Origin of the sequence: Candidimonas nitroreducens (assembly GCF_002209565.1) — a bacterium.
GTDB lineage: Bacteria > Pseudomonadota > Gammaproteobacteria > Burkholderiales > Burkholderiaceae_B > Candidimonas > Candidimonas nitroreducens.
Window position 1 is genome coordinate 250,095 of the sequence record NZ_NJIH01000008.1, and the last position, 25,372, is coordinate 275,466.

The window sequence follows — 25,372 nt, forward strand, 5'->3', positions numbered from 1 at the left end:
TGGGTATGAAAAACATTGTTCCGGATGACTTGAATGTTCTGCGCGAGAGCGGCGGCCAGTGGGCTCTGTTCGACGTGCGCGAACCGGCAGAGGCAGACGCGGGCCATATCCTGGGCGCATGCACACTGCCGCGGAGAATGATCGAGCTGCGCATCGGCGATCTCGTGGCCGACCGAGATACGCCGATCGTCCTGTATGACGATGGCGCGAGCGGCCGGGCCCTGTACGCGGGCCGAACCCTGGAAAGCCTGGGCTACCGCGACCTCCGTATCCTGGCCGGAGGGACGGCATCGTGGCTCGAATCGGGCAGGCGGTTGATGACGGGATCGAATGTGCCCGGCAAGCTGTTCGGCGAGCGCGTACACGAGGCGAAACAGGTTCCCTACATATCGCCCGGGACGTTGAAGGCCTGGCAGGAGGAAGGGAAGGATCACATCGTGTGCGATATACGCACGCCCAGTGAATACGAGGAGGCTCGCGTACCGGGGGCATACGGCGCGTTCGGTGTGGACTTGGCCCTGCTGGCCGACGACTTGAAAAAGCAGAACCGGCCGGTCGTGGTTCATTGCGCCGGCCGTACGCGCAGCATTATCGCTTGTCAGTCTTTACGGGAGCTGGGCCTGCCGGAGGTCTACGCGCTCGAGAACGGAACCATGGGCTGGCGGCTGGCCGGATTCGAGCTTGAAAAGGGGCCGGCTCGCGGCGTCATGTCGCCCACGCAGCAAAGCCGGGCGTCGGGGCGGGAGCTGGCCTCTGCAAAGGCCGCGCTTGCAGGTGCTGGGGTGGTCGAGGCGGCCCAGCTTGCGCAATGGCTGGCAGCGCGTGCCGCAAAGAAAATGAACCTCTACATGTATGACGTGCGCCAGGTCGATGAGTACGTAAGTGGGCATATTCCGGGAGCGATTGCCTTGCCGGGAGGCCTCGCGATCCAGCGGGCGGACGACTTCATGCCGATCCGCCAGGCACCGGTGGTTTTCGTGGACGATGGTGGCGGGCGCGCTTATCTGACGGCATTCTGGTTTCGGGAGATGGGGTGGCGGAACGTCCATGTGCTGCTCGACGGCACGGCCGGATGGGCAGCCGCGGGGCAGCCGCTTGAAGCGGGGCGGGTGCGCTCGGCGCCGCTCGGGTTCGAGCAAGCGTGCGCTCAGGCCAGCAAAATCAGCCCCGAAGCCTTGGCGGAGCTGAGCCCGCAGCCGCTGGTCGTGCACGTCGATACCAGCCGGTCATATGAGGAAGCCAGAGTTCCCGGCTCTATATGGATCCCCTACGGCTGGCTCGAAGGCCGGATACAGAAGCACGCCGCCTCTTTGGATGCCCCGGTGGTGTTGGTGTGCCGCAGCGGAACTCATTCCATGTATGCCGCCGCCAATTTGAAGCGCCTGGGGTATCGGGCTGTTCAAGCGCTCGAAGGAGGCACCGACGCCTGGCGGCGGCATCATCGGGCGGAACAGGGCTGGCCGGCCGATGTGGCCCGCGAACGGGATCTGGTCGTTCCTCCTTATCACTCCAGCCTGGCGGACATGGATCAATACCTGAAATGGGAAGTACGCCTGAGCGCTGCGATTGCAGATGCGATTGCGGCCGGATCAGCATAGTGAAATCGCGAGGCGCCGTTTCACTATGTTGTCTTGAATTCGGGTTTGCGTTGATAGGATATCTCTACATCGCGTAATTCAGAGTATCAGCTTCATCAACGCTCCATGTCATCGGGAATATTATGAGTTTCGAGCTAACCCCCCGCCAAAAGAATGTGTATGACTCTGTTGGAGAGCTCAGCAGAACGATATTCAAAGCAAATGCCGCCAAGCACGACCTGGATGCCGACACCCCGCGTGAGAATCTGCGCGCTTTGTTCGATGCGGGACTGAATGGCCTGACCATTTCCGAGCGTATGGGTGGAATGGGTAGCGGGACTGCGGGCAAGGATCCGCTGCTTTATCTGCTTGCCATCGAGCAAACCGCCCGGGGCGATCTTTCCACTGCCCAGTGCTTTCACATCCATTGCCACGGAGCGCACTATGTCGACCAGGTGGGCAACGACGAGCAGAGAGAGCGTGTGCTCAAGCCGGTTCTGGAGCGCGGCAGCCTGCTCAATGCCACGGGCAGCGAGCCTGGCCGCACCTCGCGCGGGCTGTACAAATTGGTGACCGCCGCCGAAAGAACGGATGGGGGCTATATCGTCAACGGCCTGAAGAATTATGCGACCCTGGGCGCGGATGTGGACTACAACCTGATTTTTGCAGGGGTAGCCAATGAGTCGCCGGAGAACGGGCATCTCGGTATCTTGGTGCCCAAGGACGCAGCGGGGTTTTCGGTGGTTCCGGGATCCTGGAATCCGATCGGGATGCGTGGCGCGCATAGTCCGTCCCTGAAGCTGGAAAACTGCTTCGTGGAAGACCGGAACGTCGTCGGAGAACTGGGCATTTATCCCAGGCAGCGCTGGCAGGCGCGTTTCCACTTGAGCTTTGCCGCCCAGTACCTGGGAGCGACAGAAGGGATTTTCGATCTTTTGTGCGAATACTTGCCCAAGCGCGGCACGGCCAGTGATTCTTATGCCCAGCTGCGCATGGGTGAGATACGCATCGGAATCGATTCTGTGCGCTGGCTCATTTATCGGGCGGCCTGGATGTGGACTCAGAGCGATCGCGAAGCCGCCGAACTGTTTTCCATGTGCGCCAAGCATCGCGCGATTGAAAACGCCGTCATTGTCATGGACAAAGCGGCGCAGATTATAGGATCCAGCGCGTTCTGGGCGGATTCGCCCATGTCGCGGATGTTTCGAGATCTGCGTATCCACACCCTGCACGAAAATCTGGACAAAACGGCCGCCACCCTGGGCAAATACTATCTCGGGCAGCCTTTCGACACCACGGCGCGTTTGTAAGTCATGTCAACAGGCCCTAGCGAGCGTGTATGGAATCCCGCGAGTTTCGAAACGCATTGGCTCGTTACCCGACAGGAGTGACGGTGGTGGTGACACGCGATGGCGATGGCAGGCTGGTCGGTCTGACGGCCAATTCTGTCATGCCCATTACGACCAGCCCGGCAAGACTGGCGTGGAGCCTGGGCGCCGGGTCGCGCAGCCGGGCCGCATTCGAGCATGCCACGTATTTTGCGGTGAACGTGCTGAGCGAAGCCCAGGTCGATATCGCGCGGCAGCTGGCGGCGCCGCTGCCGGATCGCTTCATGGGTTTGTCCTACAGCGAGAGCGGTTGCGGCAGGCTGCCCAAGTTCGATGGCTGCGTGGCTTGGTATGGCTGCCGGCGTTCGGACGTACTTGAGTTGGGCGACCACATCATGTTCATCGGCGATGTCGTTGAGTGCGACGAGCAGGAAGGCACCCCGCTATTGTTTTTTGCCGGGCGCTTCGCGCAACTGCTCGATTAAATCTTTGATGGAACCACTATGCTATCTGCTTCCGACTCGTTTTCCACAGAGATCATAAGTGCCGGCGGCGGGGATTCCAAGAGCGGTTTCTGGAACCCCGCGCGCGAGACCATGCCGGTTGATCGCATGCGCGAACTGCAGCTCGCCAAATTGCGCAAGCAGCTGCGGTATGTGTCGGCCCGATCCCTGTTCTATCAAGACAAGTTCCGCGAGGCTGGCTGCGATCCGCAGGATATTGCCACGATCGAAGACCTGGCCCGTTTGCCTTTCACGACCAAAACGGAGCTGCGGGACAGCCAGGAAGCAAGCCCTCCTTTTGGGCGGCATGTGGCTGCGCCGATGTCGGATATCGTGCGTGTCACGGCCACGTCCGGCACGACGGGGAAGTCCGTCTTCCAGGGTTATACCGCCCAGGATGCACAGCATCGCACGGAAAGCGTCGCGCGCGTCTTGTGGGGTTTTGGCGTGCGGCCCGGAGACCGCGTGGTCAACGGGTTTGCGCTTAGCATGTTCAATGCCGGCGTACCCTTGTGCGCGGCCGTCGAGCATCTGGGCGCCGTGAGTATTCCCGCCGGGGCGGAACGCCGCGTCGAGGGCATGCTGAAACTGATGCAGCAATTGAAGGCCACGGTGTGGGTCGGCACCCCTTCGTTCGCCGCGGCGCTGGTGGAAAAATGCGAAGAGGTGCTGGGAATCCCTCCGGCCCGACTGGGCCTGCGCATTGTTTGCGGAGGCGGTGAGTCGGGGTTCGAGCAGCCCGCATTTCAGCAGCGCATGGAACAGGCATGGGGCACGCCGCATGTGTACGACTGGGCCTCGACGTCGGACGCGCACCCCAATATATTCGCCCACTGCGAGCATCGCAACGGCAAACATCACATGACGCCCGACTTTGCCCTGGTGGAGCTGATAGACCCCGAGACGGGCAAGATCATTGAAATGCGGGACGGCGCCCAGGGTGAATATATATTCAGCCACCTGGATCGCCAAGCCTGCCCTTTGCTGCGTTATCGAACCGGCGACGTGATCAGGGTGCAGACCTCGGAATGCTCATGCGGCCGCACCGGATTCCGTATGGACATAGTCGGGCGCAGCGACGACATGTTGATCGTGCGCGGCGTGAATATCTTTCCGTCCGCGGTGCAGCACGTGATCGGTACTTTCGCGTCTAGCGGTATCGGGCCGTTCCAGATCGTACTGTCCGAGCCCGGGCCCAAGGTCGCGCCTCCATTGCGTTTGCGTGTAGAAAGCCCGCCTGAAGCCACCCATTTGAAGGCAGCCATCGAGCGGGCCATCCGCGAAGAGCTCCGGGTAAGCAGCGATGTCGAGTTTGTCGCAAGCGGGGCGTTGGGGCGTACTGAGACCAAGTCTCGTCTAATAGTCCTGGAGCGGGCATGAATACTATTGCAAATCGGCCCACCTTCGAGCGGCACCAGAATTATTTCGCTTGCGGACTCGTGGTGGTCGGAAGGCCGGCGGAAGATGGGCGTGTCTTGTCGGTGATGGCGAGTTCCTTTAATTCAGTATCACTGTCGCCGCGGCTGGTGATGTGGTGCGTATGGAAGGGCGACAGCGCGGTAGCGCCACTGGCCGTCGGAGCCAGCTGCGGCCTGAGTGTGCTGGCCGCCGATCATCGCGGCTTATGGCCTCAGTGCCGGCAGGCGGGCGCGGCGCATGGGTTCAAGTGGCGGCGCGGCGGTACTTTGGATGTGCCCCTGGTGGATGGGGCGGCGGCGTGTTTCGAGGTGGCCGTCACCCTGCACATCGATCAGGGAGACCACGATCTCTACGTCGGAGAAGTTGCTTCTTTCGCCTATTTGGCCAGCTGCGACGGCTTGCTGAGCTATCTCGACAGGCTGCGCGTCCCCTGCCTGCAGGAGCAGGCCGCGGGGTGAGCCGGCTGTTTGGCCCATGGCGATCATCCGCTGCATCGCGATCTCAGCACCCCTTCTATTGTGCGCACCATCTTCACCAGCTTGGGCCCGATGTCCTGTTCGAGCTGGTTGGGCTGAAGCGCATAAATCGGCACGGCGCAGTTGAAGGCAATGATCTCGTTGTCCACCGCAGTCGTGAGGCAGGAGCCGACCGAATGGGCGTCCGGCAGGATGTCGCTGTGCCGCATGCAGAAATGGTGTGTTTTGTACCTTTCGATGGATCGGTATGTTTCGGCTTCGTATTTGGCCCAGAGATCCGGCGTCTTGACTTTCATTTCGTTGATGAGCGCCTGGCGCTCGGCGTCGGCCAGCGTCGCAATATAGGCGCGGCCCATGGATCCCATCAGTATCGGGAAGCTCTGGCCCACGTCGGGCTTGACGCGCAAGACGTTGCTCGAGCGCGCCGATTCGATATAGACCATGTTCAGCCGATCCCGGATGCCGATGGAAACCCATCCATTGGCATAGTTGGCCAACTCCCGCATGTAGGGGCGGGCTATCTGCCGGATGTTCAGGTTGGCCAGTAGCGGGTAGCCGATCGACAGCACGGCCGAGCCGAGCCGGTATTTGCCGGAAGTCCGATCGTGCTTCAGATAGCCCAGCGATGTCAGCGTGTAGGTGAGTCTCGAGACCGTGGGCTTGGGCAGGCCGCTGCGAATCGAAAGATCCTTGTTGCCCAGCTCGGGACTGAACGGGCTGAAGCAGCGCAGCAGATCCAGCCCTCTGGCCAGGGTCGTAGCGAATTGCCGGTCGCCTTCATGCAACTGCGGCTCGTCCGCCCAGTACGCATAGGGGGCCGGGTCTTTTACGGCTTTCATCTCCATTTTTATGTCTCCATCGAGGATCGGCGGGCACTCGGTGTTTCGATAGTTTGAATAGCGTACAGCGGGGGTATGCGCCTGCGAAATTTCTATTTCGCGTAGCGAGCCAATATCCGGCCGTGCGCCATGGCGGCTCTTATGCTTGATCGCCGCGGCCATTTCCGCCGCGGATCTTTGCAGACGGGATGTTTGTTCACTGATGCAGGCCTTTTCGCCACTTCGACGACGGCGGAAAGAGCTCGCGATAATAGGAGACAATTATGCGAATATCCGGTGTAGTAAGGGCCTTTGCCATGGCTGCCTTGATCTGTGTGGGCATGGGCGCGCGGGCCGAGACCTATCCCGACAGGCCGATCAAGCTGCTGGTGGCATTTTCGGCTGGCGGCACCTCCGACACGATTGCACGCATGCTTGCGGATCGCCTGGGCAAGGTGCTCGGGCAACCGGTCATCGTGGAAAATCACACAGGCGCCAATGGTATCGTGGGCACGGAAATAGGGCTCCGATCCGCCCCCGACGGTTACACAATTATGCTGCTTCCATCGGGGCATGCCATCAACAGCACTTTGAATCCGGCGGCGACCTACGATCCGATCAAGGACTTCACGATGATCAGCCTGATCGGAACGGTTCCCATGGTGGTTACCGCCAGCCCGGCGCTGGGCGTGAAAAATATTGCCGGGTTGATAGCAAAGGCCAAGCATACGACGAAGAAAATAGACTTCGGATCGGGAGGGGTCGGCGCATCGAACCATCTGGCCGTGGAATTGTTCGCGACCATGACGGGAATCAAGACATTCAACCATATTCCCTACCGGGGCGATACACCTGGAATCACCGATCTATTGGGCGGTCACGTTTCTTTCATATTTCTGAACGTTCCCGCGGCCCTGCCCTTGGTGCGCAGCGGGAAGCTGATGGCGCTGGCCGTCACCAGCGAAAAGCGGCTGCCGTTGTTGCCGAATGTACCGACGGTGGAGGAAACCGTGCCGGGGTATGTCGCCGGATCCTGGCACATTATTATCGGGCCCAAGGGTATCCCAGCGGATCGGGTGCAGGTGCTGAGCCAGGCCATCATCAAGATCGTGCACACGCCGGAATTCGCGAAACGGCTACAGGATCTGGGCATCACCCCCGTGGGGAGCACGCCCGCCGAGCTGAAGACGTTCTTGAAGAGCGAAGTCAAGAAATGGGCCAAGGTGATCCACGATGCCCACGTCAAGCTTTGAACGGTATGTCAGTCGTGATGGGTAGCCGCGGCGGCGGGCCGAGCCAGTTTCAAAGGCTGCTCCGTCGTTAAAGGGCGCGCCGGCATCTGCTCGTCGCTGGGCAGGATGTCCGCCAGGGTATAGCTGTCCAGGTGATCCAGGAACTGGTGCAGTGCGCCCTCGAAAATGGCCGTCAGACGGCAATACCCGCGCAGTGTGCAGGTGTTGTGCGAACCGAAGCATTCCACCAGCTCCAGGTCGTGCTCGGTATCGCGCAGCACCGCGCCGAGGCCGATTTGCGCGGGCTCCATGGCCAGCCGCATGCCGCCGTGCTTGCCGCGCACCGTGTGGATCCAGCCCCGCAGGCCGAGCCGGTGGGTGATCTTCATGAGGTGCGGTTCCGAGATGCCGTGGGCCTGGGCGATTTCGGCGATGGTGCACAGCCGCTCGGGGTGCTGCCCCAGGTACATGAGCAGCCGCATGGCGTAGTCGGTATGGGTGGTCAGGCGCAAGGGAAGAGCTCCTTGTCCGGCGCTTGCCGCATGAGTCGCTGCCCTGCGCGGCCCGGGCTGGCCGCGGGTCTCACGGCCTGGGCTCCTGCGCCGAACCGCGCACCATGGTGACGGGCGCCTGCCCGCGCGGCGCCTGGGGCGGCGGCGCGGCGTCGGGCCGCGGCCGTATCAGCATGGGCACGAAGCGCCACAGGTACAGGGCCAGGCAGGCGATCCAGCAGGCGGCCGCAGCGTGCAGCAGCGCCTGGCTGACCGAGGCGGGCCACAGCGCCGCCAGGCGCAGCACCACCGCGGCGATCATCAGGCCGTAGCTCCAGGTCATGCTGCGATCCACCCGTAAAGGCCGGCCCAGGTGGCCGAGCGCGGTGCGCGTGATCATGCCGATGATGAGTACGGAGAACCCGCCCATGGCGATGACGTGCACGTACGTGGCCGGCCGGGCCAGCGGGCCGGATTCCAGCCCGCCCAGGTAGGCGGCGGCTGCCAGCAGCCCCAGGCTCAGGGCGGTATAACCCAGGTACAGAATCCACAGCAGCGGATTGGCGCGCACCGCCAGGGGACGCCAGGCCCACACCTGGAACAAGCCGATCAGGCCCGCCGCCGCCAGAGCCGCGGCCGCAGCAAGCGGCAGGCCGGCCAGTGCGGCCGCGATGGCCAGCACGCCCAGCACCATCTGCGCGTGGCCGCTGCGCGTAAGCATGGGGATTTTCAGCCCGGTTACGGCGCGCATGGCGAAAAACGGAATGACGCGGCGGGCGATCAGCAGCGCGATCACGGCCATGCATAGCAGCCCCAGGTCGAAGCGCTGGATCAGGGCCGCGTAGTCGCCGCGCAGAGCCGCCTGCAGGTAGAGCAGGTTGGCCGCGCCCAGGCCCAGAATCAGCCAGGGTATGCCGTAGTTGCGCCGGCTGTGCGCCTTGTGCATGACGCGCAGCAGAGCCAGTGCGGCGCCCAGGAAGAATGCCGATTCGCAGGCGGCAGCCAGCCAGAAGCCGCCCGTGCCGCCGAACAGATAGGCCAGGCGGGCCGCCAGCCACAGCAGGCAGAGCACGCCCAGGCCCGTGCCGTGCAGCGGATTGATGCCCGTCCAGTTGGCGCTGGCCGTCAGCAGGAAGGCCACGGCGATGGTGGCGATGAAGCCCCACAGCATTTCGTGCGCATGCCAGGCGACGCCGGACAGCGGCGCGCCTATGAGGGCCGGGGTGAAGATCCATATGGCCACGGCGATGACGGCCCAGGCGGTGCCGGCAATGTACAGCGGACGGAACCCCAGCGACAGAAAGGCGTGCAGGCTGGGACGCGGCCGCGAAGGGGCCGGCTCTTCGATGGCCAACAATTCAGGCATGGACGATCTCGGTAGGCGCCCGGTCGGGGTGATTGTTCAGCTGATAGCCGAACCAGAGGCTGCGGGCGATGCGCTGCGCGAACTCGTCGGCGCGTTCGGCAAAAGGACGGTTGGGCAGGGCCGCGGTGGTCTGGTGGAACAGCGCCAGCCACTGCCCGAACATCGGCGCCTGCAGGCCGGGCAGTGCAATGTGGGTGGGCATGGGGGCGCCGCGATAAGTGCCCGAGCCCAGCAGCAGCGACGACCAGAAACTGCACATCTTTGCCAGATGGGTGCCCCAGTCGTCGACGTGGGTATCGAAGATGGGGCCGAGCACCGGATCGGCGCGCACCTTGTCGTAAAAGCCATAGACCAGGGTAGCGATTTCTTCTTCAGTACAGAGGTCGGCAGTTGCCATGCGGGGTGCTCCGGTGTGTGCGCAGGGGAGGGCGCCGCCGGCTGTTCCGGCTGCGCGTTAAAGATATATTTAATATGAATCTTATATCCCGGCAGCCAGCCGCGTCAATCGGCGTGCCGGCGTGTGTTGCGCGCACACCGCGGCGCCGCCCGACATGCTATAAAGGCCGGGATCGCACCGCGGGGAGGGCTTGTGCCGCCGCCATTGCATATATATGGCGGGTCGCCGCGTGCCTGCGCCGTCCTTTTTCCGCCGCCCGCTACGTCCCAAAATCCTGTCCAAGAATATGCCGCAGCTTTCGTCGATTTCCTGCGTGGTTCCCTGCCTCAACGAAGAAGCCAACCTGAATGTGTTGCTGCCTTCGCTGTTCGCGGTGCTGGAAAGCCTGGGCTGCCCGTTCGAGATCATCGTCGTGGACGACGGCAGCACCGACGGCACGCCGCTGGCCATGGCGCGCTGGGCGCAACAGCATCCGCAACTGGTGTATTTGCAGTTGTCGCGCAACTTCGGCAAAGAGGCCGCGCTGAGCGCGGGCCTGGACGCCTCGCGCGGCCAGGTGGTGGTATGCATGGACGCCGACCTGCAGCACCCGCCGTCGCTGATCCCCACCATGCTCGAGCGCTGGCGGCAGGGTGTGGAAATGGTCTATGCGGTGCGCGCCACGCGCAGCGACGAATCGGTTTTCAAGCGCCTGGGCACCAAGCTGTTCTACCAGATGATGCGCACCTCGGGCGGACTGAAGGTGCCTGAGAACGCGGGCGATTTCCGCTTGATGGATCGCGTCGTGGTAGATGCGCTGGCCCTGCTGCCCGAGCGCAACCGCTTCATGAAGGGTTTGTTCGCCTGGGTGGGTTTCCGTTCCGAGCCGCTGTATTATTCGCCGCCGGAGCGCCTGCACGGCACCAGCCGCTTCAAGCCCTTGAAGCTGTTCCGTTTCGCCATCGACGGCATTACGGCTTTCACGACCTGGCCGCTGCGCCTGCTGAGCGTATCTGGCGCTACTTTGTCTATACTTTCTTTTATCTACGGGCTGTATATCGTCGTCAACCACATCCTGTACGGCGATCCGGTGCAAGGCTGGACTACGTTGATTACCGTGGTGCTGTTCTTTGCCGGCGTCAATCTGCTTTCCATCGGCGTTCTGGGCGAGTACGTGGCCCGCATCTTTGGCGAGGTCAAGAGCCGTCCGGTGTACCTGAGCCGCAAGCGCCTGGGGCTGGGGCTGGATGCGGATCCGGCCGCGCAGCTCGGTACGATGCATGCCGGTGCCCGGCTGCCGGCCGAAGACGAAGGGCGGGCCTGAGCGTGGGCGAGCCGCAAAGGGATTGCCGGCCATGAAGAATCTGATGCAACGCTATACCGCCTTGCTCGCCAAGGTGCTGGGGCTGCGCTCGGCCTGCTTGTGCGCCCTGGGCACGTTCGTGTGGCTGGCGGCTACGACCTGGACGCGCCCGCTCCTCATCCCCGACGAAGGCCGTTATGTGGGTGTGGCATGGGAAATGCTCAAGCGGGGCGAGTGGTCGGTGCCGCGCCTGGACGGGCTGCCGTTCTTCCACAAGCCACCGCTGTTCTATTGGATTACGGCTGCATCGCTAAAGCTGTTCGGCGCCAATGCGTGGGCGGCGCGCATGAGTTCGGTGCTGGCCGCGGCCCTGATTGTCGGCTTGGCATTCTGGTTCCTGCGCAAGTACGCGAGCCAGCGCCTGGCCGCCCTGGCCGCCGTCGTACTGGCCACCCAGCCCTTCCTGTTCGGCGGCGGGCAGTACGCCAATCTCGACATGACGGTGGCGGCGATGATCACCGCCACGGTGGTGCTGGCGGCCGATGCCGCATTCCGCATCGAGGCGGGCCGCGCTTACCGCGGCATGCTGACGCTGGCTTATGCCGCGGCAGGCCTGGGCTTTCTCGCCAAGGGCCTGATAGGCATAGTGCTGCCGGGTGCGATCATCGTCTTCTGGCTGCTGGGACGCAGGCGCGTCGATGTCCTGCTGCGCATGTTCTATGTGCCGGCCATAGCGGTGTTCCTGCTGGTGTCGCTGCCTTGGATGATTGCCATGCAGTGGCGTTATTCGGGCTTTTTCGACTATTACATCGTTTACCAGCATTTCAAGCGTTTCCTGGAGTCGGGCTTCAACAACCCCTATCCGTTCTGGTTCTACGTGCCCGTGCTGCTGGTGTTGAGCCTGCCCTGGTCCATACAGGTGTGGCGCGCGGCGCGCCCCGCCTACTGGCGCAACCCCGAGCGCGCCGCGCTGCGCGGCCTGATGCTGTCGTGGTTGCTGGTGGTGCTGATCTTCTTTTCCATACCCAGCTCCAAGCTGGTGGGGTACATTCTGCCGCTGCTCGTGCCCTTCGCATTTTTCCTGAGCGAGCCTTTCGAGCTGCGCATGCGCGCCGGCGAGAGCAAGGCGCTGGCCACGTTCTCGATCTATACCCTGGTGTCGATCGGCCTGTGCCTGGTGGCCGTGCTGGCCCTGGTGGTGGCGCCGCAGCCCAGCTCCAAGCCGCTGGCGCTGGCCATGCGCGCCCAGTTCCAGCCGGGCGACCAGGTGGTCATGCTGGGCCGCTATCGCTACGACCTGGACTTCTATCTGCGCGCGGGGCGGCCGGCCTATGTGGTGTCGGACTGGGACGATCCATCGATCAAGACCGAGGACAACTGGCGCAAGGAACTCTACGATGCCGGCCAGTTCGAGCCGGATGCGGCGGCGCGCACGCTGGTGCGACCGGCCGCGCTGGTGCAGCAGCTGTGCAGCGCGCGCACCCACGTGATCTGGCTGGTGGGCGACCGCAACAGCTTCCACGACTTTCCGTTCGTGGCGGCCATGACCCCTTATGCCGCCGACCGCAAGCTGCGCGTCTGGCGCGTTGAGCCGGGGCCGGCGCTCAGGTTCTGTGACGGAACGCCCAGAAGCGCCCCAGAATGAAGGTGCCCGCGGCAATGCCTATTAAAATCAGCGCCAGCAGTACGTCGTAGCGTATGGTCGTGGCGTGCAGCAGGTAGGCATAGGCCAGCTCGTTGACGCAGAAGCCCAGCGCCGACACCAGGAAGAAGCGGCCGGCGGCCCGCAGCAATGGCGCGCGCTGGTGGCGGAACGTATAGCGATAGTGGCCCGCGAACGATACGCAGAATGCGATGAGCCAGCCCACCACATTGGCTACCAGCGGCGGGTAGCCCGCCAGGCGTACGGCCAGCACTGCCACCAGCCAGTGCGTGGCGGCGGCGGCGCAGCCCACGGCAACAAAGCAGCCCAGTTGCCGGATGAGTTTACGCATGGGGTGATTTCCAGAGGCTAGACGGTGTGATAGAAGTGGCAAAAAAAAGCATTGTGATCTGCGCCGACGATTTTGGCATGAATCCGGGTGTCAACGAGGCGGTGCTGCGCTTGGCCGACCTGGGCCGCCTTAGCGCCACCAGTTGCATGAGCGGCGCGCCGCACTTCCGCGCCGATGCGGCGGCGCTGGCCGCGTCGGGGCTGCAGACCGGGCTGCACCTGAATTTTACCGAAGCGCTGGGCGATGCCCACGGCCTGTACCTGCCGCTGTCGCGGCTCATTGCCCTGGCCTATCTGCGCCGGCTCGACCAGGCCGTGCTGCGCGCCCAGGTCGCGCGGCAGCTCGACGATTTCGAGGACGCCATGGGCCGCGCGCCTGATTTCGTCGACGGCCACCAGCATGTGCACCAGCTGCCGCAGCTGCGCAGCGTATTGCTGGCCGAACTGGAACGGCGCTATGCGCCCGGGAGATCCAAGACTGGGCGCTCCTATGCAGGGCGTTCCTATGCCGAGAGCCCCGATATTGAGAACCCCTATACTGGGCGTCCCTGGCTGCGCTATACCGCCATGCGGCGCGGCGGCGCCGGGCCGCTTGCCCTGGTGTTCAAGGCCGGCGTCATAGAGCTGCTGGGTGCGCATCGGTTTGCGCGCATGGCACGCCGCTTGGGCTACAGGCTGAACCCGGGTTTCCTGGGCGTATACGGATTCCAGGGGGGCGAGCCCGCCTACCGCACGCTGCTGCGGCACTGGCTGAAGCACGCGCACGATGCCGACCTGCTCATGTGCCATCCGGCGGCCCGCGCCTGCGAGGGCGACGGCCTGGGTGCGCAGCGCACGGCGGAATTCCGGGTGCTGGCGAGTGACGAAATGCCGGGCTGGCTGGCTGCCGCCGGCCTGGAACTGCGCTAGGGCAATTTAGGCTCAAATGCTTAGAGGTTTTCCGCGGTACTTGTCTGTAGCAATGCCTCGAGGGGTGTAATTCCATTTCCAAATTAACCGTGCACTTTGTCAGCTTCGCTTGCCGTACTAGGTGTACTGTCTGCGCTTCGCTTTCGCGTTCACGATTGATTTGGAAATGGAATAAGGGCCTGATCTGACAGTGCCCGAGGGCCTGTCGAGGCTGAAAGAGGTGCTCCTTTTAGCCGTCAACAGGACTTAGCGTCAACGGAACCTAGCGGCGGCTTGCCGTGGGCAGCGTGGCATCGCCTTCGCCCAGGGCGCGCTGCATCAGCACGACATCTATCCACTGGTTGAACTTGAAGCCGATGGACGGTTGTGTGCCTACGTGCTTGAAGCCCAGGCTGCGGTGCAGGGCGATGGAGGCGGAGTTGTTGGTGCCGCCTATGACGGCGATCATCTGCCGCCAGGGGCCTTGCTCGCAGCGCGCCAGCAAGGCCGACAGCAAGGCCTTGCCCAGGCCCATGCCGGCGCGGCCGTCGGCCAGGTAGATGGAGTCTTCTATCGTGTGGCGGTAGGCCACCCGCGGCCGGTAGGCCGACGCGTAGCAGTAGCCGGCGATCTCGCCTCCCAGCGCCGCCACCAGGTAGGGCAGACCCTGCTGCAGCACGTGTTCGCGGCGCGCCCGCATCTCGTGCAGCGCGGGCGGCACTTCCTCGAAAGTGGCCGAGCTGCGCAGCACGTGCTGCGCGTATATGGCTTGCACCGCAGCCATGTCCTCGGTGCCGGCGTCGCGGATGCGCAGGCCGGCCAGGGGCTCGGAACCGTGCGGGGCTGTCTGCTTGATGGCGCCGGGAATCATGTTGTTTTCGGGGCGGGGCTTGGGGGTACGATTTGGGGTTACGATTAGGCTCCAAAGTATAGATCGCTCCAAGGAGAAAAACATGTCTGTGCCTGTCAACGCCTTGACGGATTCCTTCGCGGTGGCACCGCAGCTTGCGCCCGAGGATATGGCGGCCGTGGCGGCCGCGGGGTTCAAGAGCGTCATCATCAATCGCCCCGATCACGAGGGCGGCCCCGATCAGCCGCTGGCTGCCGACGTGATGGCTGCGGCGGCCCAGGCGGGCCTGAAAGTCGAATACCAACCCGTGGTAAGCGGCGCCATGACGGCCGCCGACGTAGAGCGTTTCGCCGAGCTGCTCAAGGCCTTGCCGGCGCCGGTGTTGGCCTATTGCCGCACCGGCACCCGCTGCGCCAATTTGTATCGCGCCGCCACGGGTGCCTGAGCCCGGGCTGCAATTCCCCGGCGTCGTGTCGGCGGGTTGCGCTCGGCGCACGGGCGCCGACGTGGCTTGCGGGCGGCGCGGGCGCCGAATTTGCCAAGAGTTACCCAGAAGGGGTGCCGGATCCTGTAACCTAGAGTAGCGCAAACCCTAGGCGCGGCAGCTTTATTTTTTTACAATTTATGGTTTAGCATAGGAGAAATCAAACTTGGAGTCAGATGCCATGTTCAAGAAGATATTGATTCCCACCGATGGTTCCGCCCTGTCGGCACAGGCCGCGAACAAGGGCGTATGCTTCGCGCGCCAGATCGGCGCGGAAGTCGTGGCTCTGTACGTCACGCAGCCTTTTGCGGCGACGGTGGGCTTCGACGGCATGGCTGCCGCCTATGCCATTACCGACGAAGACTACGAAAAGACCGCTACCGAGCAGGCCCAGAAGTACCTCAAGTCGGTACTCGACCGCGCCGCGACGGCGGGGGTCAAGGCTTCCGGCAAGGCCGTGTCGAATTTCAACGTGGCCGATGGTCTGGTGCAGGCCGCCGAAGACGAGAAGTGCGATCTCATCTTCATAGGCAGCCATGGCCGCAGCGGCCTGTCGCGCCTGTTGCTGGGCAGCGTCACGGTCAAGGTTCTGGGCCTGGCCAAGACCGCGGTGCTGGTGTATCGGGTCAAGGAATCCGAATAGGGCCGGCGCCAGCCGGCGGCGCCTGCAGATGGCGCCGGCAAGGGGTTACGTTTTATAGGCGTAGCTGCATCACCGGCATACAGCGCGACAAAACAGCGCGCCGGGCACAACTCGGCTGAACAACCCAGCTAGACAACCCAGCTAGACAACCCAGCAAAAACGCCGGAAATCATCCGGCGTTTTTGCTGGGCGCTCGAGGCGCGACCCGTACAGGGACGCCGGTTTGTCTTGTTCTTCCCAAGAACAGCTCTTCCCAGCACAAAGGCGCCTCCTAGGAAAAACTTTTCCCAGGACAAAAATGCTTCCCAAGACAAAAGCCTGTCCGAGGTGAAAGCCTGCCGGGGGGTGAAAGCCTGCCCGAGGAAAAAGCCTGCCCAAGGGAAAAGCGCTACCCAAGATAAAAAAAGCGCCCCCCTCCCAGGGGGCGCAGCAGTCCGGCAGGCCGGAGTCCGGCCAACACGGAGGCTTCTTCCAGTACGGATGCTTATTTGAACAATGCAGCGGCCTTGAGCAGTGTCTGGTAGATGCCGATGACCAGCGGGATGCCGACGTACAGCCAGAAGACGATCAGCAGCAGCGGAGAGGTCGGCTTGCTCTGTTGGGTCAGGTCGTTCATGCGAAGTCTCCGTTTATTTGGTGGCCATGGCCGGTTGAATATCCATGGCCAGCTCTTCGCTGCTCATGTGGTGGTGCGATGCGACGGGGCGTACAAAGAAGTTGCAGATGAAGCCTATGATCAGCAATACCGCCATGATGTGCATGGTGTCGGTATAGGCCTGCGATGCCGGCACGCCGTGCGCCACCTGGTATTGGCGTATGTAGTTCACCAGCACGGGGCCGAAGATGCCGCCCGCCGCCCACGCGGTCAGCAGCCGGCCGTGTATGCCGCCCACGTAGCGCGTTCCGAACAAGTCGGCGAGGTAGGCTGGCACCGTCGAGAAGCCGCCGCCGTACATCGAGATGATGATCACGTAGAACAGCACGAACAGCGCCACATTGCCCGCCGCGCCCATGCCCGGCACCAGGAAGTACAGCACCGCGCCCAGCGCCAGGAATATGTAGTAGGTGTTCTTGCGCCCGACGTAGTCCGAGGCCGACGACCAGAAGAAGCGCCCCAGCATGTTGAACAGCGACAGCAGGCCGACGAAGCCGGCCGCGGCGGCGGGCGTGACCGCACCCTTGAAACTTTCCTGGATCATCACCGAGGCCTGGCCGATCACGCCGATGCCGCCCGTGACGTTCAGGCACAGCGCCCACCACACCAGCCAGAATTGCGGCGTCTTCAGGGCCTGGTCGATGTGCACGTGGTTCTTGGTGATCATGGCGTTTTGCGTGGCCGGCGGCGTCCAGCCTTCGGGCTTCCAGCCGGGCGCGGGAATGCGGATCGCGAAGGCGCCGATGTTCATCGAAATGAAATAGACCACGCCCAGGAAGATGAAGGTCTGCGCCACCCCGACCGACGTCGCGGTATGGAAGTGGTTCATGAGTGCGACCGAGAGCGGCGAGGCGATGAAGGCGCCGCCGCCGAAGCCCATGATGGCCATGCCGGTGGCCATGCCGCGCTTGTCCGGGAACCACTTGATCAGCGTGGATACCGGCGACACGTAGCCTATGCCCAGCCCTATGCCGCCTATGATGCCGTAGCCTAGATATACCAGCCATAGCTGGTGCAGTGATATGCCTATGGCGCCGATCAGGAAGCCGCCGCCGAAGCAGCAGGCCGCGGTGAACATGGCCTTGCGCGGGCCCACATCTTCCAGCCATTTGCCGGCGAAGGCCGCCGACAGGCCCAGGAAGGTGATGGCCAGGCTGAAGATCCAGCCCAGCGAGGCCAGCGACCAGTCGCCGGGAGCCGATTTGGTAATGCCGAGGAGCTGGGTCATCGGCTTGTTGAAGACGGAAAATGCGTAGGCCTGTCCGATGCAAAGATGCACGGCCAGGGCGGCGGGCGGAATCATCCAGCGGTTGAATCCGGGGCGGGCAGTAATGCGTTCCTTGCTGAAAAATCCATGTTCTGATGGGCTGAGCACGCTCATATTGTCTGTCTCCTTGTGGCTAGCTTTGCGGTATCGTGGAGCACCGGGTGGTCAATAACAATAAGGCAATAGGTAGTCATAGCTAATAGTTATAAGACGAGTGGGGCAGTTGGAACTTGGGTTTGAGCCTCCCGGATGGTTGGTTTGAAGCAAAGGGGCAGGGTACGGAGTGCGGCGGGTATCAGGCGGCAGCCTTGGGCCGCAGCCGCTCGCGATCCTGGTTGATGGCTTGCAGCACGATGGCCGACAGCCCTACGTCGGGCGCGCGGCCGTCGGGGTGCTGGTCGAGGAAGTCGAGCAAGTCGGTGCGCATGCGCGGCTCCCAGAATTTCTGGATATGGTTGGCGATGCCTTCGAGGCCCTCGGCGCGGTCGGGCATCGCCTCGAAAAAGTCGCCGATGCTGTTGGCCATGCGGATCAAGTGATTCAGATTCATCTGGACGGATCTCCCTCGCGGTTGAGGTATTCGGGATGGCTGTAGACGGTGAATTGCCGGCCACGGGTGAAGCCGGCCAGCATGACATTGAGTTCTTCCGCGGTGCGCGTGGCGTAGGACGTGGCGGCGGATACGGCCGCCAGCACCGAGATGCCGGCGGCGGCGGATTTTTCCACCATTTCGAAGCTGGCCCGGCTGGACACCACCGCAATGCCATCAGCCGTTTCCACAGCATTGCGCAGCAGGTGTCCGATGAGCTTGTCCAGGGCGTTGTGCCGTCCGACGTCTTCGCGCACCAGCATGATCTTGCCCGCGGCATCGGCCCAGCCCGCGGCATGCGTGGCGCCGGTGGCGGCATGCAGGGCCTGCATGCCGCGCAGCTCGGCCACCGCGGTGACGACCGCCGAGGCCGCGACCCGAGTGCCGCGCGGCGCCAGCGGCGGCAGGTCGCGCCGCACTTCGTCCAGGCTTTCGATGCCGCACAGCCCGCAGCCGCTGCGCCCGGCCAGGCTGCGGCGCCGGCGCTTGAGCTGGTCGAGGCAGGCGCTGGCGATCTGCATCTGCAGCACCAGGCCGTTGCCGCGCTCGACCAGTTCCACGTCGCGCATGTCATGCGGCCCGCGGATGATGCCCTCGGTGTACGAAAAACCGTAGGCCAGGTCTTCCAGATCGCAGGGCGAGGCCAGCAGCGTGGCGTGGCTGATGCCGTTGTATTCGAGCGCGACAGCGGTTTCTTCGGCCAGCAGATCGGCTTCGCGCTGCGTGCCGCGCTGCGCGTCGACACGCAGCACCAGGTGCGATCGGCAGGCTCCCTGCCCGCCGGCGAGCAGCGGGTCGGGTTCCTGCATGGCGATGTCCGGTGGCTTCATGTGCGTTGCCGCGGGTTCGCGGGCGACGGGCTTAGTGGGCAACGCTGGCTTTGTCCGGCGTCTTGGGCGCGTCGGCGGCATCGTCGTCGGCACACTTGCGCTGGCGCAGCAGTTTTTCCTGGACTTCGCTGAAGCGCGACCACTTCGCCTGCCATTCGGACGGCTGCGTGACGCGCCGCGCCTGTACCGCCGTGACCTTGTATTCGGGGCAGCCGGTGGCCCAGTCGACACTGTCGGTGGTGACCACGTTGGCGCCCGATTCGGGGAAGTGGAAGGTGGTGTAGAGCACGCCCGGCTGCACGCGTTCGGTGACATCGGCGCGCAGCACGGTTTCGCCGGCACGGCTTTGCACCGCCACCCAGTCGCCCGCCTCGATGCCGCGGTCTTCCGCGTCGTGCGGGTGGATCTCGAGCAGGTCTTCGCTGTGCCAGGCCACGTTCGGGGTACGGCGCGTTTGTGCGCCCACGTTGTATTGGGACAGGATGCGGCCGGTGGTCAGCAGCAGCGGGAACTTGCGCGTGCTGCGTTCTTCGCTGGGCACGTACTTGGTGATCATGAAGCGGCCCTTGCCGCGCACGAATTCACCCACGTGCATGATGGGTGTACCTTCCGGCGCTTCGGCGTTGCAGGGCCACTGCACGCTGCCGCCCAGTTCCTCGATGCGCGCGAAGGACACGCCCGAGAAGGTCGGCGTCAGCCGCGCGATCTCGTCCATGATTTCGCTGGCGTGCGTGTAGTTCATGGGATAGCCCAGCGCGTTCGAGAGCAGGCAGGTGATTTCCCAGTCGGCATAGCCGCTTTTGGGTTCCATGATCTGCCGCACCCGCGAGATGCGCCGCTCGGCATTGGTGAAGGTGCCGTCTTTTTCCATGAAGGACGAGCCGGGCAGGAACACGTGGGCGTACTTGGCGGTCTCGTTCAGGAACATGTCCTGCATGATGATGCATTCCATGCTGGCCAGCGCCTGCGCCACGTGCTGCGTGTCGGGGTCGGACTGCACCACGTCCTCGCCCTGGCAGTACAGGCCCTTGAAGCTGCCGTCGATGGCGGCGTCGAACATGTTCGGCAGGCGCAGGCCTGGTTCGGGCTGCAGCGTGACGCCCCAGTCGAGCTCGAATTCGTGGCGCACCTTGTCGTCGGAAATGTGGCGGTAGCCCGGCAGCTCGTGCGGGAAGGAACCCATGTCGCAGGAGCCCTGCACATTGTTCTGGCCGCGCATCGGATTCACGCCGACCCCTTCGCGACCCATATTGCCGGTGGCCATGGCTAGGTTGGCGATGGCCATGACCGCCGTCGACCCCTGGCTGTGCTCGGTGACGCCCAGACCGTAGAAGAAGGCGCCGTTGCCGCCGGTGGCATAGAGCCGCGCCGCGCCGCGCACGTCGGCCGCGGGTACGCCAGTGACTTTTTCAAGCTCTTCCGGAGAGTTCTCGGGCAGCGAGACGAAGTCGCGCCATTGTTCGAAGGCCTTGGCCTCGCAGCGGGCCGCCACGAATGCTTCGTCGATCAGGCCTTCAGTGGCGACGACGTGCGACAGCGCATTGAGGATGGCCACGTTGGTGCCGGGCAGTGCCGGCAGGTGGTAGGCAGCCTTGACGTGGGGCGCGTCGACCAGTTCGATGCGGCGCGGGTCGATGACGATCAGTTTGGCGCCCTGGCGCAGGCGGCGCTTGAGCCGCGACGCGAATACCGGGTGCGCGGCGCTGGGGTTGGCGCCGATGATGATGGCGACGTCGGTGTGCATCACCGAGTCGAAGGTTTGCGTGCCGGCCGATTCGCCTAGGGTGGTCTTCAGGCCATAGCCGGTGGGCGAGTGGCAGACGCGCGCGCAGGTATCGACGTTGTTGGTGCCGAAGCCGGCGCGCACCATCTTCTGCACCAGCCAGGTTTCTTCGTTGGTGCAGCGCGAAGAGGTAATGCCGCCGACCGAGTCGCGTCCGTACTTGGCCTGGATGCGCTTGATTTCCGAGGCCGCGTAGGCGATGGCTTCTTCCCAGCTGACCTCGCGCCAGGGCTCGCTGATGCTGGCGCGGATCATGGGCGTGGTGATGCGGTCTTTGTGCGTGGCGTAGCCCCAGGCGAAGCGCCCCTTGACGCAAGAGTGGCCGCGATTGGCCTTGCCGTCCTTCCAGGGCACCATGCGCACCACTTCCTGGCCTTTCATTTCGGCCTTGAAGGCGCAGCCCACGCCGCAATAGGCGCAGGTGGTGATGACGGAATGTTCGGCCTGGCCCATGTCGATGACGGATTTTTCCGTCAGCGACGAGGTCGGACAGGCCTGTACGCAGGCGCCGCAGGACACGCAGTCGCTGGCCAGGAAGGAGTCGTTCTGGCCGGCCACGATGCGCGAGGCGAAGCCGCGGCCGTCGACGGTCAGTGCGAAGGTGCCCTGGGTTTCGTCGCAGGCGCGCACGCAGCGGTTGCAGACGATGCACTTGGACGGGTCGTAGCTGAAATAGGGGTTGGAGGCGTCGGTTGTGTCGTTCAGGTGGTTGGCGCCTTCATAGCCGTAGCGCACATTGCGCAGCCCCACCACGCCGGCCATGTCCTGCAGTTCGCAGTCGCCATTGGCGGGGCAGGTCAGGCAGTCCAGCGGATGGTCGGATATATACAGTTCCATGACGCCGCGGCGCAATTCGTGCAGCTTGGGCGTTTCGGTGTAGACCACCATGCCGGCTTCCACCGGCGTGGTGCACGAGGCCGGGTAGCCGCGCCGCCCCTTGATTTCCACCAGGCACAGGCGGCAGGAGCCGAAGGCCTCGAGGCTGTCGGTGGCGCACAGCTTCGGGATGTTGATGCCGGTTTCGGCCGCGGCGCGCATGATGGACGTGCCGGCGGGAACTTCGACTTCCTGGCCGTCTATGGTCAGGCGCACCAGCTCGGTGCTGATGGCGGCAGGGGTGCCGAAATCCCGGTCGCGTTTGACTACGGTTTCTAGCATGGCGGGCTCCAGGTTCAGGCGGCTTTGCGGGCGGCAGTGCCGGGAGAAGGCAGGCCGAAGTCTTCGGGGAAATGTTCCAGTGCCGACAGCACGGGGTAGGGCGTCATGCCGCCCAGCGCACAGAGCGAACCGCCCAGCATCGTGTCGCACAGGTCGCGCAGCAGCTCTACCTGCTGTTCGCGCTGTTCGTTGCGGATGATGCGCTCGACCACTTCGGCGCCGCGCACGGCGCCGACCCTACAGGGTGTGCATTTGCCGCAGGATTCGATGGCGCAGAATTCCATGGCGTAGCGGGCCATGTGCGCCATGTCGACGGTGTCGTCGAAGGCCACCAGGCCGCCGTGGCCCAGCATGGCCGAGATGCCGATATAGGCTTCGTAGTCCAGCGGCGTGTCCCATTGCGATTCGGGCAGGTAGGCGCCCAGCGGGCCGCCTACCTGCACCGCGCGCAGCGGGCGCCCCGAGGCGCTGCCGCCGCCGTAGTCGTACAGCAGTTCGCGCAGGCTCAGGCCGAAGGCTTTTTCGACCAGGCCGCCGTGCTTGATGTTGCCCGCCAGCTGGAAGGGCAGGGTGCCGCGCGAACGGCCCATGCCGTAGTCGCGGTAGAACGCCGCGCCGCGCGCCAGGATGATGGGCACCGAGGCCAGCGAGATCACGTTGTTGATGACCGTGGGCTTGCCGAACAGACCCTTGACGGCGGGCAGCGGCGGCTTGGCGCGCACCACGGCGCGCTTGCCTTCCAGGCTTTCGAGCAAAGAGGTTTCTTCGCCGCAGATATAGGCGCCGGCGGCCTTGCGCACTTCAAGGTCGAAGGCGCGGCCGCTGCCCTGGATGTCGAGCCCGAGCCAGCCATCGGCGCGGGCCGCCGCGATGGCCTGCTGCAGGGTGGCGATGGCGTAGGGGTATTCGGAGCGGACGTAGATATAGCCGTAGGTGGCGCCGGTGGCCAGCCCGGCGATGGCCATGCCTTCGATCAGCGCGTAGGGGTCGCCTTCCATGAGCATGCGGTCGGAGAACGTGCCCGAGTCGCCTTCGTCGGCGTTGCAGACAATGTACTTCTGCGGCGCCTCGGTGGCGAGCACCGTTTTCCATTTGATGCCGGTGGGAAAGGCCGCGCCGCCGCGGCCGCGCAGGCCGGATTGCACGACTTCTTCGACGATGGCCGCCGGCTGCATGCCCAGGGCACGCTCGAGCCCCGCCAAGCCGCCGTGGGCGCGGTAGTCGGCGACGCTGACAGGGTCGGTGATGCCGACACGCGCGAAGGTCAGGCGCTCTTGTTTCTGCAGGTAGGGGATTGCTTCGGTCAGGCCATGAGCCAGCGGATGCGGCTTGCCTTCGAGCCAGCCGGCCTCGAACAGCTTGCCCACATCGCCGGCGGCCACCGGCCCATAGGCGCAGCGCCCGGCCGGCGTTTCGACTTCCACCAGCGGCTCCAGCCAGAGCAGGCCGCGCGAACCGTTGCGCACGATCTGCACGTCGGCGCCGCGCGCCGCGGCCTCGCGGGCGATGGCCTCGACCACGGCGTCGGCGCCCACCGCCAGGGCGGCGCTGTCGCGCGGCACAAAAATACGCACAGGGGTATTCATAGCTGCACCCCCTTTTCCTGGAGCAGCGCGTCGAGTTTGTCGGCGGTCATGCGCGCATGGGGGCGGCCGTCGATCATCACCGAAGGCGACTGGGCGCACAGGCCCAGGCAATAGACCGGCTCGAGCGTGACGCGGCCGTCGGCGGTGGTGGCGTGGAAGTCACAGCCCAGGCTGTGGCGCGCGTGTTCGGCCAGGCGTTCGCCGCCCATGGCCTGACAGGCCTCGGCACGACAGATCTCGAGCACGACCTTGCCGGCGGGTTTGTCGCGCAGATGGGCGTAGAAGCTGATGACGCCATGGATTTCGGCGCGCGAGAGCTGCATGGCTTCGGCCAGCACGGGTACCGCCGAGGGCGGTATGTAGCCCAGCATTTCCTGGACGGCATGCAGCACCGGCAGCAGATTGCCCTGCTGGCCCTCGTAGCGCTGCAGTGCCTGCAGCGCGACCCGCCGTACGGTGTCTTCGGGCGGCGCCGCCATGGAATGGTCAGGTGAGGTGTGCATGGCCTTGTCCTCCGTAGGGTGATGCCGGGCGGGCTGCAAAAAACCCACTTATTATGTTATTAATTACATATTAAAACTGCGCTTTTGCGCTAATCCTACTCTGACCGTGTGCTTTTTCAATAGGAAATAAATGACATATAAATTCAAGGCACGGCTGAGTTCGGAGTGGCTGCTGGAGAAGCCCACGGGGGAAATTCTGGCTCTGGGCGAGGTGCTGCGGCTGCTTGCCGCCATCGATGCCGTGGGCCATATCGCCGGTGCCTGCAAGGCCTGCGGGCTGTCCTATCGTCATGCCTGGGGCATCTTGCGCAATGCCGAACAGGAGTTCGGCGCCGAGCTGCTCGAGACCCGCCGGCGCCAGGGCACGCGCCTGACCTTGTTCGGCCAGCGCCTGCTGTGGGCCAATCGGCGCGTCGACGCGCGCCTCATGCCCACGCTCGAAAGCATGGCTTCGGAACTGGAAGAAGAATTGGGGCGCCTGTATCCCGAAAGCCAGCCGCATCTGCGGCTGCACGCCAGCCACGGCTTCGCGGTCGAGGGTTTGATGCGCCTGGCCAATGGCATGCACATGTCGCCGCTGGAACTGCGCTACCGCACGGCCATCGAGGCCTTGGCCTCGCTCGATCGGCGCGAATGCGATCTGGCGGGCTTCCAGTTGCCGGTGGGCGACTTCGAACTGCCCATCCTGCAGCGCTACAGCCAGTGGCTGGATCCCTCCAGGCATTGTCTGATTCATTTGGCCGTACGCAATACCGGCTTGTTTGTGCAGCCCGACAATCCGAAGCGCATACGCGGCGTTGCCGACCTGCTCAATCCGGAGGTGCGTTTCGTCAATCGACAGATCGGCTCCAGCACACGCTATCTGGTGGGCCTGATGCTGGCGCGGCTGGGCATCGAGTCGTCGCAGATCCAGGGCTACGACAGCAGCGAATTCACGCACATGGCCATAGCCGCGCATATCGCCAGCGGCATGGCCGACGCCGGTATCGGCGTCGAGACCGCAGCCTGGCGCTGCGGCCTGGCGTTCATCCCGCTGGTCAAAGAACGCTACTTCTTTGCGGTGCATCGCGACAGCCTGGGCACGCCGGCCATGGAGCGCCTGCTGAGCCTGATGTGCGGCTTGCAATACCAGAACTATGTCGCCGAGCTGGTGGGCTACGATGCGACGCTGATGGGCCAAGTGCAGACCCTGGAAGAGGCCTTGGGCGAATCCTGGCAGGCTCTGAAAAAGCCCGCTACAAGTGGTTTATGATA

General features: G+C 64.0%; 25 protein-coding genes. 12 read left to right on the plus strand and 13 right to left on the minus strand.

Translation table 11 applies throughout. The features are described 5' to 3' along the window. Nucleotides 1-5: 5 nt before the first annotated feature. From CEY11_RS15180 to CEY11_RS15200, 5 genes are all read left to right on the plus strand, one after another. Nucleotides 6-1,598, plus strand: coding sequence for a rhodanese-like domain-containing protein (locus CEY11_RS15180; protein WP_158215334.1), 1,593 nt, complete (start codon nt 6-8; stop codon nt 1,596-1,598). A gap of 122 nt (nt 1,599-1,720) precedes the next feature. Then, entirely contained in the window at nt 1,721-2,887 is a 1,167-nt protein-coding gene (locus CEY11_RS15185) for an acyl-CoA dehydrogenase family protein (protein WP_088604237.1), read from the plus strand. Nucleotides 2,888-2,916: 29 nt separating this feature from the next. Continuing rightward, nucleotides 2,917-3,390, plus strand: coding sequence for a flavin reductase family protein (locus CEY11_RS15190; protein ID WP_088604238.1), 474 nt, complete (start codon nt 2,917-2,919; stop codon nt 3,388-3,390). Between the two features lie 18 nt (nt 3,391-3,408). Beyond that, nucleotides 3,409-4,788, plus strand: a complete 1,380-nt coding sequence (locus CEY11_RS15195) for a phenylacetate--CoA ligase family protein (protein WP_088604239.1) — start codon at nt 3,409-3,411, stop codon at nt 4,786-4,788. Beyond that, nucleotides 4,785-5,285 carry a flavin reductase family protein gene (locus CEY11_RS15200; protein ID WP_088604240.1) on the plus strand — a complete coding sequence of 167 codons (501 nt, stop codon included), beginning with the start codon at nt 4,785-4,787 and terminating at the stop codon, nt 5,283-5,285. The genes CEY11_RS15195 and CEY11_RS15200 overlap by 4 nt, the downstream gene beginning before the upstream one ends. A gap of 23 nt (nt 5,286-5,308) precedes the next feature. Here CEY11_RS15200 and CEY11_RS15205 read toward each other — a convergent pair whose 3' ends face one another. Then, nucleotides 5,309-6,148 (minus strand): IclR family transcriptional regulator, encoded by an 840-nt coding sequence (locus tag CEY11_RS15205; RefSeq protein WP_233154902.1) that lies wholly within the window; start codon nt 6,146-6,148, stop codon nt 5,309-5,311. A gap of 257 nt (nt 6,149-6,405) precedes the next feature. Between CEY11_RS15205 and CEY11_RS15210 the strand changes: the two genes are divergently transcribed. After that, the gene (locus CEY11_RS15210; protein ID WP_088604241.1) at nt 6,406-7,374 is read left to right on the plus strand and encodes a Bug family tripartite tricarboxylate transporter substrate binding protein; all 969 of its coding nucleotides are present in this window, start codon (nt 6,406-6,408) and stop codon (nt 7,372-7,374) included. 8 nt (nt 7,375-7,382) lie between these two features. Here the strand turns inward: CEY11_RS15210 and CEY11_RS15215 are convergent, their stop codons facing one another. The 3 genes from CEY11_RS15215 to CEY11_RS15225 all read right to left on the minus strand — a co-directional run bounded on the left by CEY11_RS15215 (nt 7,383) and on the right by CEY11_RS15225 (nt 9,607). After that, nucleotides 7,383-7,865, minus strand: a complete 483-nt coding sequence (locus CEY11_RS15215) for an RrF2 family transcriptional regulator (RefSeq protein ID WP_088604242.1) — start codon at nt 7,863-7,865, stop codon at nt 7,383-7,385. Between the two features lie 70 nt (nt 7,866-7,935). Further along, complete coding sequence (locus CEY11_RS15220; protein ID WP_088604243.1) at nt 7,936-9,210, minus strand: NnrS family protein; 1,275 nt, start codon at nt 9,208-9,210, stop codon at nt 7,936-7,938. After that, a complete protein-coding gene (locus CEY11_RS15225) occupies nt 9,203-9,607 on the minus strand; it encodes a group III truncated hemoglobin (RefSeq protein WP_088604244.1) in 405 nt (134 codons plus the stop codon). The genes CEY11_RS15220 and CEY11_RS15225 overlap by 8 nt, the downstream gene beginning before the upstream one ends. 286 nt (nt 9,608-9,893) lie before the next feature. Here CEY11_RS15225 and CEY11_RS15230 point away from each other — a divergent pair, with 286 nt between their 5' ends. Both CEY11_RS15230 and CEY11_RS15235 read left to right on the plus strand, forming a co-directional pair. Continuing rightward, a complete protein-coding gene (locus tag CEY11_RS15230) occupies nt 9,894-10,910 on the plus strand; it encodes a glycosyltransferase family 2 protein (RefSeq protein WP_233154903.1) in 1,017 nt (338 codons plus the stop codon). Nucleotides 10,911-10,941: 31 nt separating this feature from the next. After that, on the plus strand, nt 10,942-12,534 hold the full coding sequence (locus CEY11_RS15235; protein WP_158215336.1) for a glycosyltransferase family 39 protein: 1,593 nt from the start codon (nt 10,942-10,944) through the stop codon (nt 12,532-12,534). Here the strand turns inward: CEY11_RS15235 and CEY11_RS25560 are convergent. Continuing rightward, nucleotides 12,494-12,883 carry a GtrA family protein gene (locus CEY11_RS25560; protein WP_198958906.1) on the minus strand — a complete coding sequence of 130 codons (390 nt, stop codon included), beginning with the start codon at nt 12,881-12,883 and terminating at the stop codon, nt 12,494-12,496. The genes CEY11_RS15235 and CEY11_RS25560 overlap by 41 nt on opposite strands. A 77-nt stretch (nt 12,884-12,960) precedes the next feature. Between CEY11_RS25560 and CEY11_RS15245 the strand changes: the two genes are divergently transcribed. Beyond that, the gene (locus CEY11_RS15245; RefSeq protein WP_198958907.1) at nt 12,961-13,791 is read left to right on the plus strand and encodes a ChbG/HpnK family deacetylase; all 831 of its coding nucleotides are present in this window, start codon (nt 12,961-12,963) and stop codon (nt 13,789-13,791) included. Between the two features lie 262 nt (nt 13,792-14,053). On the opposite strand, the gene CEY11_RS15250 is transcribed toward CEY11_RS15245, so the two are convergent. Continuing rightward, the gene (locus tag CEY11_RS15250) at nt 14,054-14,641 is read right to left on the minus strand and encodes a GNAT family N-acetyltransferase (protein WP_088604248.1); all 588 of its coding nucleotides are present in this window, start codon (nt 14,639-14,641) and stop codon (nt 14,054-14,056) included. Between the two features lie 82 nt (nt 14,642-14,723). Between CEY11_RS15250 and CEY11_RS15255 the strand changes: the two genes are divergently transcribed. Then, nucleotides 14,724-15,065, plus strand: a complete 342-nt coding sequence (locus CEY11_RS15255; RefSeq protein WP_088604249.1) for a TIGR01244 family sulfur transferase — start codon at nt 14,724-14,726, stop codon at nt 15,063-15,065. A gap of 220 nt (nt 15,066-15,285) precedes the next feature. Then, entirely contained in the window at nt 15,286-15,747 is a 462-nt protein-coding gene (locus tag CEY11_RS15260; protein ID WP_088604250.1) for a universal stress protein, read from the plus strand. Nucleotides 15,748-16,231: 484 nt separating this feature from the next. On the opposite strand, the gene CEY11_RS25565 is transcribed toward CEY11_RS15260, so the two are convergent. The 7 genes from CEY11_RS25565 to CEY11_RS15290 form a co-directional block, all read right to left on the minus strand. Continuing rightward, nucleotides 16,232-16,363, minus strand: coding sequence for an MFS transporter small subunit (locus CEY11_RS25565; RefSeq protein ID WP_198958908.1), 132 nt, complete (start codon nt 16,361-16,363; stop codon nt 16,232-16,234). Between the two features lie 13 nt (nt 16,364-16,376). Next, nucleotides 16,377-17,783, minus strand: coding sequence for an L-lactate MFS transporter (locus tag CEY11_RS15265; protein WP_088604251.1), 1,407 nt, complete (start codon nt 17,781-17,783; stop codon nt 16,377-16,379). Between the two features lie 181 nt (nt 17,784-17,964). After that, a complete protein-coding gene (locus CEY11_RS15270; RefSeq protein ID WP_088604252.1) occupies nt 17,965-18,219 on the minus strand; it encodes a formate dehydrogenase subunit delta in 255 nt (84 codons plus the stop codon). Beyond that, nucleotides 18,216-19,088 (minus strand): formate dehydrogenase accessory sulfurtransferase FdhD, encoded by an 873-nt coding sequence (gene fdhD, locus CEY11_RS15275; protein WP_233154904.1) that lies wholly within the window; start codon nt 19,086-19,088, stop codon nt 18,216-18,218. The genes CEY11_RS15270 and fdhD overlap by 4 nt, the downstream gene beginning before the upstream one ends. Nucleotides 19,089-19,119: 31 nt before the next feature. Beyond that, complete coding sequence (gene fdhF, locus CEY11_RS15280; RefSeq protein WP_088604253.1) at nt 19,120-22,029, minus strand: formate dehydrogenase subunit alpha; 2,910 nt, start codon at nt 22,027-22,029, stop codon at nt 19,120-19,122. Nucleotides 22,030-22,043: 14 nt separating this feature from the next. After that, nucleotides 22,044-23,615: a formate dehydrogenase beta subunit gene (locus tag CEY11_RS15285; RefSeq protein WP_088604254.1), complete on the minus strand. Its 1,572-nt coding sequence runs from the start codon at nt 23,613-23,615 to the stop codon at nt 22,044-22,046. Continuing rightward, nucleotides 23,612-24,118, minus strand: coding sequence for a formate dehydrogenase subunit gamma (locus CEY11_RS15290; RefSeq protein ID WP_088604255.1), 507 nt, complete (start codon nt 24,116-24,118; stop codon nt 23,612-23,614). The genes CEY11_RS15285 and CEY11_RS15290 overlap by 4 nt, the downstream gene beginning before the upstream one ends. A 130-nt stretch (nt 24,119-24,248) precedes the next feature. Here CEY11_RS15290 and CEY11_RS15295 point away from each other — a divergent pair, with 130 nt between their 5' ends. Further along, nucleotides 24,249-25,370: a substrate-binding domain-containing protein gene (locus tag CEY11_RS15295; RefSeq protein ID WP_088604256.1), complete on the plus strand. Its 1,122-nt coding sequence runs from the start codon at nt 24,249-24,251 to the stop codon at nt 25,368-25,370. Nucleotides 25,371-25,372 lie beyond the last annotated feature (2 nt).